Raw genomic sequence first — 18,778 nt, 5'->3', positions numbered from 1 at the left:
GCAACTGGACGCCGTAGCTTCTCCGCGTCGTCGTCGCCGATTCGGAAGGCCTCAATGAACAGTTCCAGAGTGTCCCGGCTCAGTGACGTTCCGTTCAAAGCGCGCGACACGCGGGCCGTGGAATACCGCCGGCCTCCCCCCGGGCGCCGGTGACCCGCTGCACACCATCAACGTGCACCGGGCCAAGAAGGCCGACCCCCACTGCCCGGAATGATCAGAACGGGGCCGGGCCGCTTCCGGTGAGGGAGACCAGGATCTGGGTGGCCAGCAGCTTGCGGACGCCGGTTACCGAGACGGAGCCTGTCTGGTCGTACGGCAGCTCCAGGGAAAGGCCGTCGCCGGCGTTGCGGATCTCGTCGGAGACCTGGTCCGGGCGGAAGGTTCCGCCCCAGCTGTCGAGGCCGCCGCGCTGGTTGGTGCTCAGCGAGGCCATGCCGGACACCTGGGTGCCGTCGACGAGAGTGAGCCGGGCGGGGCCGGAGTACGTAGCCATAGTCACCAACCGTAGCGGGTCGGCCGAGAAAACCGTACTTCATGGGACCTTCCCGGCGTGCGAGGCGGCGCGATGATCGCGGCCGGGCGGACTGCCGTTAGTCTTCTCGGGTTTGCACGGAAACGAGAGGCGGCAGCACGGGTGGCCCAGCTGCACTACCGATATGCGGCGATGAACAGCGGCAAGAGCACGATGGTGCTGCAATATCGGCACACCTACGCGGCCTGCGGGCGTACGGGCATGCTGCTGACCCGGCTCGACCGGGCCGGCGCGGGCATCGTGTCGTCGCGGATCGGGCTCGAGGCGGACGCCATCGAGTTCGAGGCGGACACCGACCTGGTGCACCGCGTGCTGTCGTACAACGGGGCCCGGGTCGATCACGTGATCGTGGACGAGGCCCAGTTCCTGTCGCCGGAGCAGGTCGACCAGCTGGCGGCGCTGGTGGACGACCACGACATCGACGTGTTCACGTTCGGGTTGTTGTCGGACTTCCGCGGGGAGCAGTTCCCGGGGTCGGCGCGGCTGGTGGTGCTGGCCGACATCGTCGAGGCGCTCCAGGTGTACCCGATGTGCTGGTGCGGGCAGCCGGCGCGGATGAACGCCCGCGTGACCGGCGGGGTGATGGTGCGCGACGGGGACACGGTGGTGGTGGGCAACACCGACGCCGATGCCGAGGTGGGCTATGTCGTGCTGTGCCGGCGTCATCATCGGGCGGGGCAGCCGTACGCGCTCAATCCGGTCTCACAGCCGGGTGATGACGGTCTCGGCGACCCGCTTGGCGTCCGGGAGGTCGTCCCCGCCCCGCGAGTAGACGTCGATCTGCAGGGTTCCGTAGAGCACGTATAGATGCCCGGAGCTCCAGCACGCGCCGTCGCCGATCCCGTCGACCGTGCTGTGGAACTCGGCCGGATCGGTGCGGCTCACGAAGACCGCCAGCTGACCGTCCTCCTGCTGCCACTGGCAGTAACCGTCGCCGTGGTCGATCTGGGTCACGTCGCGATGGGTCAGCTCCGTCACGTCGTCGCGGCTGAGCAGGGTGCACGGATCGGGGACGCTGACGGATCCCATCCCGCTGCGGGCGGCCGGCGGCGCCGAGGTGGCGGGGGCGCTGCATCCTCCGGCGAGGGCGACGGCCATGACGGCGCAGGTCCAGCGCTTCACGTGGGTCTCCTGACTGTCGGTTCGACCAGGTTCGCGAGCTTCGGCCCCGTACGTCGAGAGGCCGGTCCGACTTTCAGCCGTTAGAGAGGGCGGCGGGCAGCGCTTGACAGTGGTGGCGGTCACACCGGATAACTAACGTACCGGTTCGTACATACCCCTCGGAGTTCGACATGCCTCGATCGCGCGCCACCTCCGACCCGGCCATACAGACGGTCTCCCTGCCCGAGCCGCTCCCGCTGCGCCGGATGATCGGCCCCGGTGTCATCGCCGTCGGCATCGGCATGGCCGCCGGCGAGATCATCCTGTGGCCCTACCTGACCGCGATCGGCGGTCTCGGCCTGCTCTGGCTGGCCTTCTGCACGCTCGCCGTCCAATTCGTCATCAACATGGAGATCGAGCGCTACACCCTGGCCACCGGCCAGACCGTCGTGGCCGGCTTCTCCCGCTGGTGGAAGGGCTGGGGCATCATCATCTGCCTGGCCGGGGCCTTCCAGTACGTGTGGCCCGGCTGGGCGACCAGCGGCTCCACCGTCTTCACCTACCTCGCCGGCTGGGGCGACCCGGTCTGGATCACCATCGTCACCCTGGTCGCCGTCGGCCTGCTGCTCACCCTGTCCAAGGTCGTCTACACCACTGTCGAGCGGGTCGAGACCCTCAAGGTCGCCCTCACCCTGTTCTTCCTGCTCGTCGTGGTCGTCTTCGTCATCTCCCTGACCACGTGGGGCGACGCCGCCAAGGCGACCGTCACCGAGTTCGGGCAGATCCCCGACGGCATCACCTTCACCCTCATCCTGAGCGCGATCGGGGCGGCCGGCGCCGGCGGCGTACACAATCTGGTCCTCAGCAATTGGATCCGCGACAAGCGCTACGGCATGGGTGCCCACGTCCCCCGGCTCGTCTCCCCGATCACCGGCCGCGAGGAGGCCGCCGGCGCCGACCGCTATCTCTTCCCGGCCGACGAGGAGAACCTGAGCCGCTGGCGCGTCTGGTGGAAGAGGGCCAACACCGAACATCTGGTCACGTTCGTCGCGGTGTGTTTCGTGACGATCAGCATCATGAGCCTTCTCGCGTACGAGACCCTGTTCGGCCGCGACGACCTCAAGAACGACACGTCGTTCCTGCGCATCGAGGCCGGCATCCTGGCCGACCAGGTCGGCGGCTGGCTCAAACTGCTGTTCCTGGCCGTGGCCGCGGTCTCCCTGTGGGCCGCCGCGATGGGCCTGCTCGACATCATCGGCCGCGTGGCGTCGGACTTCCTGCGCCGCAACTACCTGACCGGATCCGCGCGCTGGACGGAACCCCGGATCTACCTGACGGTCGTCTGGGCCGAGATCACCCTGGGCTCGGCGATCCTGCTGGCCGGCTTCACCCAGCCCCTGGGCCTGCTGATCGTCTCCACCTGCGCCGCGTCGGTGGTCACCCTGCTCTACTCGATCCTGCTGGTCCGCCTGAACGTCCGCGATCTGCCCCCGGCGATCCGCATGCGCGGCTGGCGCCTCGGCGGCATGCTGGCCGCCATCGGCTTCTACGGCTTCTTCGCCATCGCCATGGTCGTCACCCAGCTGCAGAAACTCTGAAATCTGTTTCAGGGACCCGGAGGTGCGGGCTGGCACGATGGCCCGGTGCGGTTACTGATTGTTGAGGACGAGCGGGAGTTGGCCGAGACGCTTCGTCGTGGGCTTCTCGCCGAAGGCTACGACGTCGATGTGGCCCATGACGGCGGCACGGGGCTCGAGTTCGCCATGACGCACGGCTATCAGGCCGTGATCCTCGACCTGATGCTGCCCCGGATGAACGGGTTCCAGGTGTGTGCCCGGCTGCGCGAGTCGCGAGTCGACACGCCCGTGCTGGTGCTCACGGCCAAGGACGGCGAATACGACGAGGCCGAGGCTCTCGACACCGGGGCGGACGATTATCTGACGAAGCCCTTCTCCTACGTAGTGCTGCTCGCCCGCGTGCGGGCCTTGCTTCGCCGCGGTCGGGCCGCCCGGCCGGCGCTGCTGACCGTCGGGGATCTCGTCGTGGATCAGGCGCAGCGCCGCTGTTCGCGGGGGACCACGCCGATCCGGCTCACCGCCAAGCAGTTCGCGGTGCTGGCCTGCCTGGCCCGCCGGGCCGGGACGGCGGTCAGCAAGGCGGACATCGTGGACGAGGTGTGGGACGCGGCCTACGACGGCGATCTCAACATCATTGAGGTGTACGTCGCCGCGCTGCGCCGCGTCGTCGACGTGCCGTTCGGTGTGCGCAGCATCGAGACCGTCCGCGGTGAGGGCTACCGGCTGGTGGACGCCCGTGCCTAGGCTCCGGTTCCCCCGAGCGGCCTCGGTCCGGGTCCGGGCGGCGGTCGCGGCGGCGGTGGCGGCCGCGCTGTGCTTCGGCGGCGGGGCGCTCTGGCTGCGCCACGAGATCTACGCCAACCGGATGAAAGCGTCACTGGAAACCGCGCAGATGCAGGCCCGCGGCATCGCGGCGACCTACGACACCCCCGAGGCGAGGCTCAGCGCGGATGTGGGCGCGCTGGCCCGGCAGCGGGTGGAGAAGGGACTCGACGTCCGCGGCGCCGGACTCCAATTCCCCTACTACACCGAGTCCTACGCGGTGGTCGACGGCAACGGCCGGGTACTGCTGGCACAGGAACGGCTCGCATATTACGTACGGGAAAGCGGTCTTGTCTTTCCTCCGATACCGCCGCTGATGACGGAGGGATGGACCGGCCAGATCCGCGTCGTGCTCCCCACCCCGGCCAACGACGAGGGACGCCGGCTCGACGGCCGTGAGGTGACCTTGGCGGCGCGAAATATCGGCGAAGCGGGGCATGTGACGGCGACCGTGTACGTGCTCGCGTCGCCGCTGCCCGCGGAGAACGCCGTGAACGCCGTCGACCAGTGGCTGATCCCGGGTCTGCCCGCCGCCGTCCTGATGGTGGCCGCGGTCGCCTGGTGGGCCGCCGGGCGTGCGCTGCGCCCGGTGGAACGGATGCGGGCCGAGCTGGCCCGCATCACCGCCGCCGACATGAGCAGCCGGGTGCCACAGCCGCGCACCGGCGACGAGATCGCGCGGCTGGCCGTCACCATGAACGAGACCCTGGACCGGCTCGCCGGCGCCGCCGACCGGCAGCGCCGGTTCGTCGCCGACGCCGCGCACGAGCTGCGCAGCCCGCTCGCCGGTCTGCGCAGCGCGGTCGAGGTCGCGCTCGCCGACGGTGGCGCCGCCGACCTGCACGGCCTGCACGCGATGACCCGGCGGCTTCAGCGGCTCACCGACGACCTGCTGCTGCTGGCCCGCCTCGAACGGGCCACGCCGTCCGCCGGCAAGCCGGTCGACGTGGCCGCGATCGCGCGGGAGCTGGCCGAGGAGAGGGCCTACCGGGTGCCGCCGGACCGGCGGTTCATGGTGGTGGCGTGGGAGCCCGCGCTGGTGATGGGCCGCGAGGACGAGCTGACCAGGCTGCTGGCCAACCTGCTGGACAACGCGGCCCGCTACGCCCGCGACCAGATCAGCGTGACAGTCACGAAAACGGAGCCGGCCCTGATACGAGTGGAGGTCCACGACGACGGCCCGGGCATCCCACCCGCGGAGCGGGAACGCGTCTTCGAACGGTTCGCCCGAGCCGACGAGGCCCGCGACCGAAGCCACGGCGGCGCCGGCCTGGGCCTGGCCATCGCGCGAGACATCGCCGTACGCCACGGCGGCACCCTGCGGGTGGCCGACTCCACTGTCGGCGCCCGCCTCGTGGCCGAGCTGCCCCCGCATCACGACACCGAATAGCGGGCGGTCAGTCGCGGCGGTTGCTCCGGCGAAGGGCCACGATGGTGGGCAGGTCCGGTGCTTCGGCGGGCGCGTCGGGAGCCGGCTCGCTCGGGGGTGGTGAGTCGTCCAGGCTGATGGTGAGCAGGTCGCTGGTGACTTTTCGGCTGCCGTGCCAGCGCAGCGTGCGGGCGCTGCGGGCGAAAGCGGGCGACGTGCTCAGGTTCGTCGGGGCCGGTTCGGAGGTGGCCAGCGGGTGGCCGTCGGCGCGGCGGCGGATCTGGATGGTGGCCCGGGCGAAGCCGTCGTCGTGGAGGACGAAGAGCGGGTGGGCCGTCAGTTTGCGGTCGGGGCTGGTCTTCGGCGGGCCCTGCCAGCGGAAGCGCAGGCCGTTGTCGAGGGCGTGCTGCCGGGCGGCGTCCAGGACGGTCTGGTCCCAGCCGCGTTCGCGGGCCAGCCTGGACGCGGCCGCGTGGACCAGCTCCAGCGCCAGCGCGGCGCGGGTGGGCGCGGGCAGTTCGGCGATGCCCGGTGGTAGCTCGGCCCGCGCACATTCGAAGCCCTCGCCACGATCGGTGTCGACCTCCAGAAGAAGGTCGTCGGCGTGCTGGCAGAACAGGCGCAGCTCGGAATGCCGGGCCTGGAGGCCGGCCGGCGCCACGGCTTCGGTGTAGAGCTCGCACACACTCCGGCTGCTGCGCACCAGCGCGTCCTCGTCGGGGTGCTCGAGCCACGGTCGGTCCGTGAAGCCGGCCGGCGGCCAGAAGTTGATCCAGGTCAGTCGGGACATCGGCGCCTCAGTCGGTGTCGGTGGCGGCCAGGACGGCCAGGCGCCGCCGGTCGGGGGAGACGACGGCCAGCCCGATGTCCCAGGCGACATCGTCGAACCACTTGGTGGTGCCGGCGAACCAGTGCCAACTGCTCGCGAGGGCCATGGCCTCCACCTCGGACGCCGGTGTCTCGGGAGGGGCACCGACGAGGGCGGCGACCGACTGCCAGGCGAAGAGGCGGCCGTACGCCCCGTAGTCGCCGTCGTTGTAGGCGCCGCCGCCCGAGGCCGCGAGGAACAGCTGCTGCCACGCCTGGGTGGCCGAGCACGGGCCGGGACTGCTCTTCGGCTTGTGGTAGCTCTTCAGACCGAGGCTCACCAGGGTGGCGGGGAGCGCGTCCGGCGGGAGTTCAGCGTCCAGAGCGAAGGTTCGCGCCTCGATGCGGCCGTTCGAGCCCTCGGCCCAGTTCGCGACCGCCGTGCCGATGGCGGTGGACTCCGCCTCAGTCGTCGTCGCGCGGGCGGGCTGCGCGGTGCCGCTCCGGCGGGCCGGGGTGACGGCCAGTCCGGGCGTGTCGCGGCTGCCGCCGTTCACGTGGTAGGAGGGGAGGCCGGGCCGGCCCTCCAACGGCGTCAAGGCCGGAGGCAGCCAGGCCAGGGGATGCCAGGGGGCGTTCCACGGGTGCCCTATTTCGGCCGACCGCAGTATCGACTCCTGCCGGACGCAGGCGCGCAGCTCGTCCGAGGCGGGGCCGCGGAACACCTGCGTCAGCTCGTCGGCGGAGTGGGCGGAGGCGAGCAGGGAGGCCGCATACCGGGCTCGGCGCCGGTCGATCGTCACCGCCATCAGGCGCAGGGCCTCGTCGATCCGGCCCGGCGCCAGCGCCAGCAGCCGGAGCACGTGGTCGAAGGCGCTGCGATACTGCCACGGCGGGTTCGCGTCCTGGCCGTGGCGCTGCCACATGGCGATGCCGAGGCCGGCCACGAAGGCGGCGTCGCCGGCCTCGAGGCGACGGCCGGCGACGGCCCACACGCCGGTCACGTCGTCCAGCTCGGTGAGCCGGGTGGCGATCGCCCGCGGATCCTCGTTCATGCCGTCCTCTCAGCGGTTGGAAGCGGAGCGTGAATACTAAGGTGATGATCGAGGTCGTGACTGTGATCGGTGCCGCGGCGACCACCGTGTTCGACCTGGAGCTCGACATGGACGTGCACTCCGCGTCGCTGGCCGGCAGCCGGGAGACGGCCGCGACGGCCGGTGGGCAGCGCCGGCTCGGGCTGGGGGACGAGGTGACGTTCCGGGCCCGGCATTTCGGGCTGTGGTGGCGGATGACCAGTCGCGTCACCGTATATGAGCGGCCCTGGCGGTTCGTCGACGAGCAGACCCGTGGGCCGTTCCGGGAGATGCGCCACGAGCATCTTTTCGAAGAGCTGGGAGACGGGCGTACGCGCATGACCGACCGCATGTCGTTTCGCGCGCCGATGGCGGTGGTGCTAACCCCGTACCTCAGAAGGCTTTTGATCGAACGCGCGGCCCACATCAAAGCGCGAGCAGAACGCCGCCCCTAGCAGGGCCGCGAAGATGAGCACGTTCAGGATCCAGCGCGGGTCGTCGACGTGCAGGGCCTGCGCGAACTCGGTCCTCTCGGCGGGGGAGAGGGGCGTCGTGGAGCGCTCGGCGGCGGCGAAATCGAGGCGGTCGGGGGCGAACACCAGATAGGTCCAGATTCGGTGTACGAAATAGAGTGCGGCCGCCGCGACCACCAGCACCCGGCGAGGACCGGGGCGCCAGGCCAGGATGAGCAGGCCCGGGATGACGAAGAGCTCGGTGGGGACGTTGGCCGCTATCGCGATCGGGATGCTGGGCAGGAACATCGTCACCATGGTCTCGCCGGTGATCGAAGAGCTGTCCAGGGCGGTGCCGAGCATGAGCAGGCCGATGGCGCCGCCGAACGCCAGCAGGGCCATGGTGAGGCAGCCGAAGGCGACCAGGCCCTCCTCCAGCCACAGGCTCAACCTCGGGCGGCGGCTCGCGCGGTGAGCGGCGAAACAGATGCCGGCGGCCCAGGCGGCGGCGATCAGCACCGCGAGCGGGAGGGGCAGGAACTCTTTCAGCGACAGGCCTTCGACCACGACGAGGAACAGGGCGGCCAGGGCGAACTTCGGTTTCATGCGGCGGACGCTAGGGGTGTGCGGCCGCGGAAATCGTCTGCCGAAAGGCCTAGACCGGGTTTAATCCAGCAGTCCGGCCTCGCGGGCGTGGGCGACGGCCTGCAGGCGGCTGGTCGCGCCGAGCTTGCGGAAGATGTGGTTGAGGTGCGCCTTCACCGTTCCGGGGGCGAGGAACAGGGCCTTGGCGATCTCGCTGTTCGAGTGGCCGGCGGCCAGGTGGCGCAGCACCTCCAGTTCCCGGGCGCTGAGCGGCTCGGTGGGTTTCGCCGCCGCCGGCTCGGGAGGGGGTGGGGCGGGGACCCGGCGTACGGCCACAAGCGCCACCACCGGCATGACCGCGCCGAAAAGCGGGATCACCCACCACTGGCCGGTTCCGCGCTCGACCATCGCGAACGACAAGCCGACGACGATCATGGTCCAGACGAAACAGCCGGCCAGGATCGCGGCGACGATCAGATGCCGGCGGGACATTTCAGGAAGTCACCTTGTACAGGTCGCCGTAGACGCGCATCGCCTCGACGTCGGCGACCGGGCGCAGGTTGCCGGCCGCGTACTCGCCGCCCAGCACGAAGGGGACCACGGGGATGAGGCGCTCGGCCGGGGCCAGGGGGCGGTGCTGCAGCTGCCACTCCCGGGCCAGGGCATGGCCGGTCATCACCGAGCAGTCGTCGATGATCTCGGTGGCCCAGCCCTCCAGAGAGGAGGCCATGTGCTCGACCTCGCCGGTCTCCGGGTTGAACGAGACGACCTCGTCGCCGCGGAAGCCGAACTGGCCGCCGAACACGTCCTCGGCGAAGAACGTGACACCGTCGAGCACGTCGCCGTAGACCGCGCCCCACAAGGCGCGCGAGTTCCAGGCCGCCACGTCCAGGATCGGGCCGGCGGGCACGGACACCGGGCGGACCAGCAGGGCCGAGTCGAAGGCGTAGAAGCCGTTCTTGCGGTCGTACAGCGGGACCGGCGGCGAAACGAGGGGCGCCAGGCCCTCCGATCCCGCCGCGACAAGCCTTTCGAGAGCGTCGCCCACGGGCCGGACGATACATGATCGCCGCTTTCGGCTTCGTCCGGGCGCGGCGTCCTCGGCTATCCTTCAGCCTTCGACCCGGCCGGTGGGCTGCGGAGATCCGAGGGAGATCGATGGCCGGTTCCACCCACGCGCAGGCCTTCGCCGAGGCGATCCTCTCCAGTGGCCGCACCCACGTCTTCGGGCTGATGGGTGACGACAACGCGGCCCTGCTGCTCGCCCTGCGCGAGCACGGCGTCGAGGTCGTGGCGGCCCACCACGAGAGCGACGCGGTGGCGATGGCCGAGGGCTACGCGTGGGCGTCCGGACGGCCCGGCATCTGCTCGGTGCCGCACGGGCTGGGGCTCAGCGAGGTGGTGTCGTCGCTGCGGGTGGCCGCGCGCGACCGGTCGGCGGTCGTGCTGATCGCGGCGGCCGAGGAGCACGACGTGACCGCGTACCGCCGCATGTGGCCCGGCGAGGACCCGGCGGCGGTGCTGGCCGACGCGCTGAGCCTCGCGGCCGACCGGTTGCGCCCGGTCGTGGTGGGCGTCGACGCGGAACTGCTGACGTCGCCGGTGCGGGTGGGCGCGGTCAAGCTTCCGGCGCCCCGGCCCCGCATCGGCCTGGCCGTGGGCGACGACGCGGCGGTGGCCCGCCGGTTGACGGCGGCGCTGGCACGCTCCGAGCGGCCCGTGCTCCTGGCCGGCCGGGGCATTCAGGCAACAGGCACTGCCGATTTGGTACGGGATTTAGCGGAGCGCACAGGAGCAGCCCTGGCCACCACGCTGGCCGCGAAGGGCCTGTTCGACGGCCACGCCCAGGACCTCGGCCTGGCCGGCGACCTGGCCCACCCGGCCGCCGAGCGGGTGCTGCGCGCGGCCGACCTGGTCCTGTCCTTCGGCCGCACGAGACCGGACTCGCGGCTGCGGTCACTTCGGGGAGCGCCACCGAACCCGCGAGCGCGGCCGGTTTCCGGAGAGCGGCCGATTTCCGGAGAGCGGCCGATTTCCGGAGAGCGGCCGATGTCGGGAGAGCGGCCGATGTCGGGAGAGCGGCCGATGTCGGGAGAGCGGCCGATGTCGGGAGCGTCGTTGATTTCCGGAGCGGGGCCGGTTTCCGGAGCGCCGGTGGCGCCGCGGACGATGCTGGTGGACGACGGCGACGGCGACATGGCGGAGATCCTCGGCCTGCTGTGCGGTGCGGTGTCCCGGCGAGCGCCCTGGTTCGCGCCGGTGGGAACGGCCGCCGAGTGCTGGCGGGAGGACCTGCTGAACTTCGCACCGCCGATACCCGCCGGCTTGGTCGACCCGAGGCGCGCCTTGGCCACGATCGACGCGCTCATTCCGGCCGACGCCGTCGTGGTGGTCGGCGGCGGCCGGTGCGCGGCGTTCGTCTGCGCGCTCATCGGCCGCCCGCGCGACGGCCGCTTCTTCGCCGCCGGGGAGCCGCCGGGCGGGGCCGGCCGCGCCCTGCCCTTCGCGGTCGGCGCGGCCATCGCCTCACCCGGGCGCAAGGTGGTGGTCTTCGACGGCGATGTGGCCCATCCGGGAGAAATGGCCGGCCTCGACCTGACCGTGTTCCTCCTCAATGAGGGCGCGCAGGACGACGGCGCGCGAGGCGAGGGCGCGCAGGACGACGGCGCGCGAGGCGAGGGCGCGGGGGGCGAGGGCGCGCGGGGCGAGGGCGCGCGGGATGCGGGCGCGCGGGGCGAAGGTGCGGGGGACGGCTGGGTCGCTGCCCTGGCGGGGGAAGCGCTTCGGCCCGGGGCGGCGGTGGTGGAGATACGTACCGCGCCCGGTGTGACGCCACGCCATCGGCGTTTTGTGGGTGGGCGGGGAGAGCGGTGACGCTGACCGGGGCCGACTATGTGGGGTGGCTGCTTCGGGCCAACCGGCGGCTCGGGGCCGGCGGTGAGCTGCGCAGCGGGCGGGTGTTCGCCGAGGCGTACCGGACCGACGGCCGTCCCCGGCTGGCGCCCTCGCATGTCACGCGATGGGAGAACGGTGATCTGCCCGCCGGCCGCGATGTCGTCCGGCGGTATGAACACCTGCTCGGGCTCGAACCGGAGTCGCTGGTCACCGTGCGCGACGCCCTCTACCGGACGCTGCCCGACGCCGGGCGGCCTCCGCCGGGCCGAAGCCCGTCCGGCGACCGGGCCCTGCACGAACTGCTCGACCTCGCCCGGTCCCGCCACCCGCTCACCGGCACGCAGTGGGGTGAGCTCACCGACCTCGTCGGCGAACGGCCGGGGCTGGTGCTGCATCCGCCCGGCCTGTGGCGGGGGATCGGCGAGAAGCTGCTGGCCGACCTGACCCTCAGCGAGGGCACCGGATGGCTGCAACGGCAGGAGGCGGCCAGCCGCCTGCTGGAACATCCGGCGGCCGGCCCGCACCTCATCGAGGCCTGCATCGACCTCGTCGAGGATCCGCGGCGGCCCGCCGTGATCGAGCCACTGTCCCTGTTGGACGTGTCGGCGGATCCGGTCGCCAACGCGTACGTCCTCAAGCAGCTCGAGGCGCCGGACAGCGACCGCCATCATCAGGGTGCGCTGCTCGCGGCCGTACGGAAAATCGAGAACGGGCATTTCCAAGGCGAGCAGTGGGAACAGCTGTCCCGGCTGCTGGGACACACGGGCGCGACCGGCGAGGCCGGGCGTCTGCTGGGGGCCGCCCATCGTGCGTACACCCGGGAAGTGGAAGAGACAGTCACCGCCGAAGGACGACGGGTGGCGGACGAGGTGACCTCCGGCGAGCACGACCCGGTGCTCGCGGCCCTGGTCAGCACGGCCCTGGACGGCCCGGCGGTCGACCGGAGGGTCTTCGCGGCCATGACCATCGCGCAGACGCCGTTCCGGGAACCGGTGGCCGGGGTGCTGCTCGACGGCTGCCGTCGCGACCTCGCCCGGCGCGGCGGCGGCGACCCGACCCGGGCGCTGCAGACCATGACGATGCTCGGTACCGGCGTACACCGGCCCCTGCTCCTCGATCTTCTGACCGGTCCGGGCCATGACCTCGCCGTGCGCCGCGCCGCCGCCTGGGCCATGCCGCACTGCGGCGGAAGCTTCACCGAGCAGCAGTGGCGTCTCATTCTGGCGCGGCAGCGCGACGGCCATGTGCTGCACGGCGTCACGTATGGCATTGGCACCGACGGGCATCGCCGGCTGCTCGGCGAGATCGCGAACGACCCGGTCATGCCCGAGATCGCGCGCGCGACGGCCCGCTGGCTCAAGCCGCACAGCTGAGGTCGATACAGTCATCCCGCTCACCCCCACGAACCAGGAGGATCGACGATGTCCAGCGGTGACCCCTCGCACCCGAACACGCGCGGCAAGGTGCTCGTCTACGTGACCGCCGGGGTCCTGGTCGCGGCCGGCCTGGTGCTGCTGATCGGCGGCATCGTCGTCAAGCGCGCGGACGCGGCCCAGGCCGATCGCCTGCAGAGCAAGGGCACGGAGACCAACGCCGTGCTGCTCGACTACGAGGAGGCGTCGCTGGTCGGGCAGGCCCAGGCGCTGCTGCGCTACTGGATCGGCGACAAGCAGTACGAGTCGCGCATCGCCTGCTCCGACGCCAAGGACTGCGACCCGGCCACCCACCCGGCCCTGCAGATCAAGTACGACCCGGCCCACCCGGAGCAGTTCGTCACCGACGACGGCATCACGAACCGGTCGACCAACTTCTTCAACTCGCCGCGCGTCATCATCGCGGGCGCGGTGCTTGTGCTGGCCGGTCTTCTCGCGGCTTACTTCCCTTGGCGTACGCGGCGTCGCGTGGCCCAGGCGCAAGCCGGCCGCGTCTGGCCGCCGCAGGCCTGACCTTCCCGGGGGGCCCGCGAAGGCCCCCCGGAAAGCTCAGCGCTTGAGGCCGTGCTCGATGGCCTCGATGATGCGCGGCCGCAGCTCGGCCGTGCTGATGATGGCGTCCACCGAGCCGACCTCGACCGCCCGCTGGATGCTGTGGACGCGGTCGAACTCGGCCGCCACCTCGCCCACCTTCTCGGCCCGGACCGACGCCTGAAGCTCGGCCAGCCGCGAGTTCAGCGCCGCCCGCTCGGCGCCGGTCGCGCCGGACACCCGGGCCTGGAGGTCGACCACGCGCGGGTCGGTCGCCGTGCGGTTGTTGACCTCGCCCGAGAAGACGACGGCGGCCGCCGGGGCCCCGCCGAGCACCGAGGCGAACGAGCCCTCCAGCGCGAGCACCGTCATGTTCGGGTTCAGGGCCTTCGAGAAGACCACGAACGCACCGCCGTGGTAGCGGGAGATGACGCAGAAGACGATCGGGCCCTCGAAGTTGACGATGGCCCGGCCGATCTCCGCGCCGTACTCCAATTGGAGTTTGCGCATCGACTCGGGTGAGCCGTCGAAGCCGGACAGGTTGGCCAGCACCACGAGGGGCCGGTTGCCGGAGGCGGCGTTGATGGCGCGGGCCGTCTTCTTCGACGAACGCGGGAACAGCGTGCCGGCCGTGTATGTGTCCGGGCCGTCGGTGGGCGGGAAGCCGCGGCGCGGCACCGACCGCGACTCGATGCCGACCAGGCAGACCGGCCACCCGCCGATGTGGACGTCCTGCACGACCGACGTGTCGGCGTCGGCCATGCCGGCCCAGCGCTCCAGGACGGTGTGGTCCTGGTCGGCGAGCGCGCGCATCACCGTACGGATGTCGAAGGGCTTCTTGCGGTCCGGGTTGTGCTGGGCCGAGAAGATCTCGCCGACGGTGGTGAAGTCGCTGCCGGCGAACGTGTGCGGGAACGCGGAGACGTCACGGTCGGACGGGTCCGAGGTGGTCGCGCGCCGCGGCGCGGTCTCGCCGGGCAGGACGTACGTGTGGTCGTAGTGGGCCATGAGCACGTCGCGGGCGCCGGCCAGGTCGGGCGCCCAATATTGCGCCTGGCCGTTGGGGCCCATCACCCGGTCGTAGCCGCCGATGCCGAAGTTGTCCTCGGCCGACACGCCGCCGGAGAAGTCGAGCGACTGCTTGCCGGTGAGCACCATGGCCGAGTCGGGGGTCATGACCAGCACGCCCTTGGTGTGCATGAGCATGGTGGCCTCGGCGTTCCAGTACGGCTGGGCGCCGACCGTGATGCCCGCGATCACGATGTTGATCTCGCCGCCGGCCTGGGTGAAGGTGACGATCCGCTTGAGGGCGGCGGCGACCCAGTCCATGTTCTCGGTGCCGGAGCTCATCGAGATCTTGGCGCCGGCCGACAGGGCGTACCACTCTAGCGGCACCCGCATCCGCTCGGCCAGGTCGAGGGCGGCGATGACCCGGGCCGACTCGGGCTCGGCGAGCGAGCCGAGCGACTTGGTCGGGTCGCCGAGCAGCAGGACGCGGGTGACGCCCTCGGGGTAGCGCTCGGTCTTGGTGGTGACCACGCCGGCGACGATGGCCGCGGTGTTGCGGCCCTTGGGCCGCTCGACCGGTTGCAGCTCGTTGTCGACCAGGTCGTACTCGGTGAACTCACCGAGCATGCCGGTCAGCTCGTACGGGTACGTGTTGCCGCGGCGGGCCGCCCGCAGCACCTTCTGCCGGTAGTCGTCGAGGGGCTGCACCACGTCGGTGGTCGGCTCGCCGACCTGCAGCTTCGCTCCGCCCGCTTCCAGGGTGATCCGCACCGAGACCTCGGTGAGCTCGCCGCTCGACGTGCGCTGGCGGGCCAGGAACTCGACCTCCTCCAGGCCGGCGCCGACCGTGGTCGGCAGGATGCGCTGGACCAGGGCGTTCAGCTCGTCGGCGGACAGCTCGGTGGTCGGCCAGATGTAGAAGAAGATGCGGTTGGTGTCGAACCGCTTGTTCTGCGGGCGCTGGGCCTGGATGTTGCGGATGGCGTCGAGGCCGGCGGTGATCGCGTCCTCGACGGCGGGCAGCGCCACCAGCCGGCCGTCGGCCTCGCGCAGCGGGGTCAGGTCGCGGACCTGGCCCATGGCGATGAGCCGCTCGTCGGCCGGGTTGCTGCGGGCGACCGCCTTGAACAGGTAGATCTCCTCGTCGGCCGAGGGCAGCCGGGTGAGGTGGAACTCGCGCAGGCGCTGCAGCTGCAGGCGCTGGGCGATCTGCGGGTGCAGGCCGCGGATCAGCCGGTCTTCGACCAGCTTGCCGTCCTCGTCGGGGCGGAACGTGAAGTGGTGGTGCATGACGCCGCTGCTGCCGGCCACGGTGATCGTGACTCGGCGTCCGTTCAGCGTCCGCGGGGAGAGCGTCTCCGCGAGCTGCGCCGCGATGGCGTCCGCGTCGGGCTGGTCCTCCCACTTCACGTAGATGTCGGCGACCTGGGCATCCTTGATCGCTTCAAGGGCGGCCGGCAGGGCGCTGATGTCGACGGCGGTGGCGACCACCCGGGTCACGCCGCGCGGGCCGGTGTGCTCGGTGGTGACGAACCGGACGCTGTCGGCGTCGTGGGCGGTGAACTCGGTGAGGGCCCGGTTGCTGTAGTAGCGGCGGGTCAGCACCTCCAGCAGCGGAGCGTGGTCGCGGCCGGGCCGGCCGATGCGCTGCCCGATGAGCCGGACCAGGGGCTCGGAGCTGGCCACCATCGACTGGATCCGCTCGGCCCGGTCGGGCGCCTGCGGGTTGGCGTCGAGGTGGCGCAGGTCGTCGCGGACCTCGGCGTAGACGCGGGCCCGGTTGCGGCGCAGCAGCGGCTGGGCGAACCAGCGGAACACCACGCCGCGGGCCAGGTCGGAGACGGCCGGGAAGCGGACCTGGGTGGCCGAGACGACGTGCTCGAGCACGAGGCCGGCCTGCTCGGCCAGGGGCTCGGCCGGCGGTGATCCGGCCAGCCACTGGCGCAGCAGCTCGGACACGACGGCCGCTTCGGCCGACACGCGCTGCTGGGCCAGGAAGACGCGGAAAACGGCGGATTCCAATTCGGGCGTACGGTCGAGACCGCTCACGCCGTAATGGGCCAGCACGGCTTCGAGCTTCGCCGTGAAGCCGTCGGTCAGACCGGCCCGCTCGGCGTCGAGGCTCTGCAGGTAGCTGTGGAAGTACTCGCGGGGGCTGTGCACCGGGTTGCCCGGCTCGACGTCGGCGTCGCCCTTGTTGCGGCTGAGCTCGAGCAGGTCGGCGAAGACGGTGAGCAGGTCGAGCTCGCCCGGCAACGGGCGGCCGCCCAGCTCGGCCCGGGCCGCCAGATATCCGCCGAGCACGCGCTTGCGGCTCTGCGGGTCGACGTCGAAGCCGAGCAGCATGCTGCGCAGGTCGGCCAGGTGCTCCAGCGCGCGATCGGCCGCGGGCACGTCTTTTCGCTCGCCGGGCAGGTCGATCTCGACGCTCTCCCCGGCGGCCGCCTCGGCCTCGGCGCCGTCGCCGAGCGGCTCCAGGCGCATGAGCGGCGCGCCGGTCTCGACCTGGCTGCCGACCGAGACGGGGCACTCGCGCACCCGGGCGTGGAACGGCGCCCGGAGCACCGTCTCCATCTTCATGCTTTCCAGGACCAGGATGGGCGCGCCGGCCTCGACCTCGTCGCCGACCGCGAGCGGGGTGGCCACGACCAGGGCCGGGGCGGGGGAGCGGACCACGCCGCCCTCGTCGCGGCTGACCCGGTGGGTGACGCCGTCGACCTCGACCAGGTGGATCGGGCCGTGGGTGGCGGTGACCAGCCGGAAGCGGCGGCCGTTGACCAGGGCCTGGCCGCTGTGCTCGTCGAAGCGCTCGAGCACCACGTCGGCCGTGTGCACGTCGCCGCCGGCCGAGACGCCGACCCGGAAGCGGCGCTGGCCGACCCGGGCCACCGAGACCTTGTAGGAGGTGCCGCGCAGCTTGAGGTCGAGCGGGCGGCTGGTGTCGTGCTGCACCTGCGGGCGGCCGCCGTGCGCGGTGGCGAGCAGCCGCCGGCGGCTGACCTCCTCCTCGTCCTCGTACGCCTCGATGGCGGCCGCGGCCAGCGCGATGGCCGAGTGGCGGTGGCTGACCAGGCGGCCCTGGGCCCGGACGCGGTCGATCCAGCCGGTGTCGGCGGTCGCGTCGATCACCTCGGGCTGGTCGAGCAGGTCGAGCACGAAGCTCTTGTTGGTGGCGCCGCCCTCGATGATGACGGTGGTCTCGGCCATGGCACGGCGCAGACGGCCGAGCGCCTGCTCCCGGTCCGTCCCGTACGCAATGATCTTGGCAATCATCGAGTCGAAGTCGGCCGGGATGGTGTCGCCCTCGCTGACACCGGTGTCGACCCGGATGCCCGGGCCGGCCGGCAGGGCGAGCCGGGCGATGCGGCCGGGCGCCGGGGCGAAGTCGCGGTCGGGGTCCTCGGCGTTGAGCCGGGCCTCGACGGCGTGACCGGACTCGGCCGGCTGCGGGCCCTCGAGGCGGCCGCCGCCGGCCACGTGCAGCTGGAGGCGGACCAGGTCGGTGCCGGTGGTGATCTCGGTGATCGGGTGCTCGACCTGCAGGCGGGTGTTGACCTCGAGGAAGGCGAACAGCTTCTCGCCCGGGTGGTAGAGGAACTCGACGGTGCAGGCGCCGCGGTAGCCGACCTTGACGGCGAGCCGCTCGGCGCTGCGCTTGAGCTCGGCGGTCTGCTCGGGCCCGAGCACGGGCGAGGCCGACTCCTCGATGATCTTCTGGTTGCGCCGCTGGACGGAGCAGTCGCGCACGCCCAGGGCCCAGGCGGTGCCCTGCCCGTCGGCGATGACCTGCACCTCGACGTGGCGGGCGCCGGTGACCAGGCGCTCCAGGAAGACGACACCGGAGCCGAAGGCGCGCAGGGCCTCCTGGCTGGTCCGCTCGTAGGCGTCGGCCAGGTCGGCCCCGGAGGCGACCATGCGGATACCGCGGCCGCCACCACCGGCGGTGGCCTTGAGCATCAGCGGGTAGCCGATCTCGTCGCCGGCCCGCAGCGCGTCCTCGAGGGTCGCGACCTCGCCGCGGCTCCACGGAGCGACCGGGACGCCGACCTCCTCGGCGATCAGCTTGGCGCCGATCTTGTCGCCGAGCTTGCGCATGGCCTCGGCGCTCGGGCCGACGAAGGTGACGCCGATCTTGTCGCACAGCTCGGCGAAGGCCGGGTCCTCGGCCACGAAACCCCAGCCCACCCAGGCCGCGTCGGCCCTGGTGGCGAGCAGGGCGCGCTCGAGGACGGCCAGGTCGAGATAGGGCCGGGCCGAGGCCGGGCCCAGGTTGTACGTGATGTCGGCCTCGCGCACGAACGTCGAGTTCCGGTCGGCGTCGGTGTAGAGCGCGACCGTCTCGATGCGCGCGCCGGTCTCGGCGGACAGATCCCGGACGGCGTGGATGAGCCGCATGGCGGCCTCTCCGCGGTTGACGATTGCGACACGACTGAACACCGGTTGAGCCTCCCAGCACCACTTACGCGCAGAAGGCGACGTCCGGGTCCCGGAGCGCCGCCTGCACCTGCCTCTACCCTGTCCGATTATCGGCGGGTAACCAATGATGGCATCGTGCATGGCAGACGAGATGCTTTGTGAGGATCCCACAAAAGA

16 protein-coding genes are annotated in these 18,778 nt (G+C 71.7%); 8 read left to right on the top strand and 8 right to left on the bottom strand.

Going from position 1 to position 18,778, the window contains the following annotated elements; all coding sequences use genetic code 11:
- Nucleotides 1-214: 214 nt before the first annotated feature.
- Nucleotides 215-493, bottom strand: coding sequence for a hypothetical protein (locus CRP55_RS46650; protein WP_097328538.1), 279 nt, complete (start codon nt 491-493; stop codon nt 215-217).
- Nucleotides 494-634: 141 nt separating this feature from the next.
- Here CRP55_RS46650 and CRP55_RS46645 point away from each other — a divergent pair, with 141 nt between their 5' ends.
- Nucleotides 635-1,339 carry a thymidine kinase gene (locus tag CRP55_RS46645; protein WP_097328537.1) on the top strand — a complete coding sequence of 235 codons (705 nt, stop codon included), beginning with the start codon at nt 635-637 and terminating at the stop codon, nt 1,337-1,339.
- On the opposite strand, the gene CRP55_RS46640 is transcribed toward CRP55_RS46645, so the two are convergent.
- Nucleotides 1,235-1,654 carry a hypothetical protein gene (locus CRP55_RS46640; protein WP_097328536.1) on the bottom strand — a complete coding sequence of 140 codons (420 nt, stop codon included), beginning with the start codon at nt 1,652-1,654 and terminating at the stop codon, nt 1,235-1,237. The two genes, CRP55_RS46645 and CRP55_RS46640, sit on opposite strands and share 105 nt — an antisense overlap.
- Nucleotides 1,655-1,824: 170 nt before the next feature.
- Between CRP55_RS46640 and CRP55_RS46635 the strand changes: the two genes are divergently transcribed.
- The 3 genes from CRP55_RS46635 to CRP55_RS46625 are packed head-to-tail and all read left to right on the top strand — an operon-like array spanning nt 1,825 to nt 5,422.
- A complete protein-coding gene (locus tag CRP55_RS46635; protein WP_097328535.1) occupies nt 1,825-3,231 on the top strand; it encodes an Nramp family divalent metal transporter in 1,407 nt (468 codons plus the stop codon).
- 45 nt (nt 3,232-3,276) lie between these two features.
- On the top strand, nt 3,277-3,954 hold the full coding sequence (locus tag CRP55_RS46630; protein WP_097328534.1) for a response regulator transcription factor: 678 nt from the start codon (nt 3,277-3,279) through the stop codon (nt 3,952-3,954).
- Complete coding sequence (locus CRP55_RS46625) at nt 3,947-5,422, top strand: sensor histidine kinase (RefSeq protein ID WP_245923805.1); 1,476 nt, start codon at nt 3,947-3,949, stop codon at nt 5,420-5,422. The genes CRP55_RS46630 and CRP55_RS46625 overlap by 8 nt, the downstream gene beginning before the upstream one ends.
- Nucleotides 5,423-5,429: 7 nt before the next feature.
- Here CRP55_RS46625 and CRP55_RS46620 read toward each other — a convergent pair whose 3' ends face one another.
- Nucleotides 5,430-6,191 (bottom strand): hypothetical protein, encoded by a 762-nt coding sequence (locus CRP55_RS46620; protein ID WP_097328533.1) that lies wholly within the window; start codon nt 6,189-6,191, stop codon nt 5,430-5,432.
- 7 nt (nt 6,192-6,198) lie between these two features.
- On the bottom strand, nt 6,199-7,263 hold the full coding sequence (locus CRP55_RS46615) for a DUF6183 family protein (RefSeq protein ID WP_097328532.1): 1,065 nt from the start codon (nt 7,261-7,263) through the stop codon (nt 6,199-6,201).
- Nucleotides 7,264-7,319: 56 nt separating this feature from the next.
- Here CRP55_RS46615 and CRP55_RS46610 point away from each other — a divergent pair, with 56 nt between their 5' ends.
- Complete coding sequence (locus CRP55_RS46610) at nt 7,320-7,736, top strand: SRPBCC family protein (protein ID WP_245923803.1); 417 nt, start codon at nt 7,320-7,322, stop codon at nt 7,734-7,736.
- Here CRP55_RS46610 and CRP55_RS46605 read toward each other — a convergent pair.
- From CRP55_RS46605 to CRP55_RS46595, 3 genes are read right to left on the bottom strand one after another with little or no spacing between them, the layout of a single operon-like run.
- Nucleotides 7,662-8,339, bottom strand: coding sequence for a hypothetical protein (locus CRP55_RS46605; protein ID WP_097328531.1), 678 nt, complete (start codon nt 8,337-8,339; stop codon nt 7,662-7,664). The genes CRP55_RS46610 and CRP55_RS46605 overlap by 75 nt on opposite strands.
- A 60-nt stretch (nt 8,340-8,399) precedes the next feature.
- Nucleotides 8,400-8,810: a helix-turn-helix transcriptional regulator gene (locus tag CRP55_RS46600; protein WP_097328530.1), complete on the bottom strand. Its 411-nt coding sequence runs from the start codon at nt 8,808-8,810 to the stop codon at nt 8,400-8,402.
- A 1-nt stretch (nt 8,811) separates the two neighbouring features.
- Nucleotides 8,812-9,366: an SMI1/KNR4 family protein gene (locus CRP55_RS46595; protein WP_097328529.1), complete on the bottom strand. Its 555-nt coding sequence runs from the start codon at nt 9,364-9,366 to the stop codon at nt 8,812-8,814.
- Between the two features lie 110 nt (nt 9,367-9,476).
- Between CRP55_RS46595 and CRP55_RS46590 the strand changes: the two genes are divergently transcribed.
- The 3 genes from CRP55_RS46590 to CRP55_RS46580 are packed head-to-tail and all read left to right on the top strand — an operon-like array spanning nt 9,477 to nt 13,159.
- Nucleotides 9,477-11,192 (top strand): thiamine pyrophosphate-binding protein, encoded by a 1,716-nt coding sequence (locus CRP55_RS46590; protein WP_179855651.1) that lies wholly within the window; start codon nt 9,477-9,479, stop codon nt 11,190-11,192.
- A complete protein-coding gene (locus CRP55_RS46585) occupies nt 11,189-12,586 on the top strand; it encodes a hypothetical protein (RefSeq protein ID WP_097328527.1) in 1,398 nt (465 codons plus the stop codon). The genes CRP55_RS46590 and CRP55_RS46585 overlap by 4 nt, the downstream gene beginning before the upstream one ends.
- Nucleotides 12,587-12,634: 48 nt before the next feature.
- On the top strand, nt 12,635-13,159 hold the full coding sequence (locus CRP55_RS46580; RefSeq protein ID WP_097328526.1) for a hypothetical protein: 525 nt from the start codon (nt 12,635-12,637) through the stop codon (nt 13,157-13,159).
- Between the two features lie 36 nt (nt 13,160-13,195).
- Here CRP55_RS46580 and CRP55_RS46575 read toward each other — a convergent pair whose 3' ends face one another.
- On the bottom strand, nt 13,196-18,622 hold the full coding sequence (locus tag CRP55_RS46575) for an ATP-binding protein (protein ID WP_097328525.1): 5,427 nt from the start codon (nt 18,620-18,622) through the stop codon (nt 13,196-13,198).
- Nucleotides 18,623-18,778: the final 156 nt, after the last annotated feature.

It is taken from the genome of Paractinoplanes atraurantiacus (genome assembly GCF_900215205.1).
GTDB classification, from domain to species: Bacteria; Actinomycetota; Actinomycetes; order Mycobacteriales; family Micromonosporaceae; genus Actinoplanes; species Actinoplanes atraurantiacus.
This window is presented reverse-complemented; position numbering and strand designations above follow the sequence as displayed.

Bases quoted from the DNA above. Each gene is read 5' to 3' on its own strand.
- CRP55_RS46650 (WP_097328538.1), bottom strand. From the start codon at position 493: ATGGCTACGTACTCCGGCCCCGCCCGGCTCACTCTCGTCGACGGCACC.
- CRP55_RS46635 (WP_097328535.1), top strand. From the start codon at position 1,825: ATGCCTCGATCGCGCGCCACCTCCGACCCGGCCATACAGACGGTCTCC.
- CRP55_RS46620 (WP_097328533.1), bottom strand. From the start codon at position 6,191: ATGTCCCGACTGACCTGGATCAACTTCTGGCCGCCGGCCGGCTTCACG.
- CRP55_RS46615 (WP_097328532.1), bottom strand. From the start codon at position 7,263: ATGAACGAGGATCCGCGGGCGATCGCCACCCGGCTCACCGAGCTGGAC.
- CRP55_RS46605 (WP_097328531.1), bottom strand. From the start codon at position 8,339: ATGAAACCGAAGTTCGCCCTGGCCGCCCTGTTCCTCGTCGTGGTCGAA.
- CRP55_RS46600 (WP_097328530.1), bottom strand. From the start codon at position 8,810: ATGTCCCGCCGGCATCTGATCGTCGCCGCGATCCTGGCCGGCTGTTTC.
- CRP55_RS46590 (WP_179855651.1), top strand. From the start codon at position 9,477: ATGGCCGGTTCCACCCACGCGCAGGCCTTCGCCGAGGCGATCCTCTCC.
- CRP55_RS46580 (WP_097328526.1), top strand. From the start codon at position 12,635: ATGTCCAGCGGTGACCCCTCGCACCCGAACACGCGCGGCAAGGTGCTC.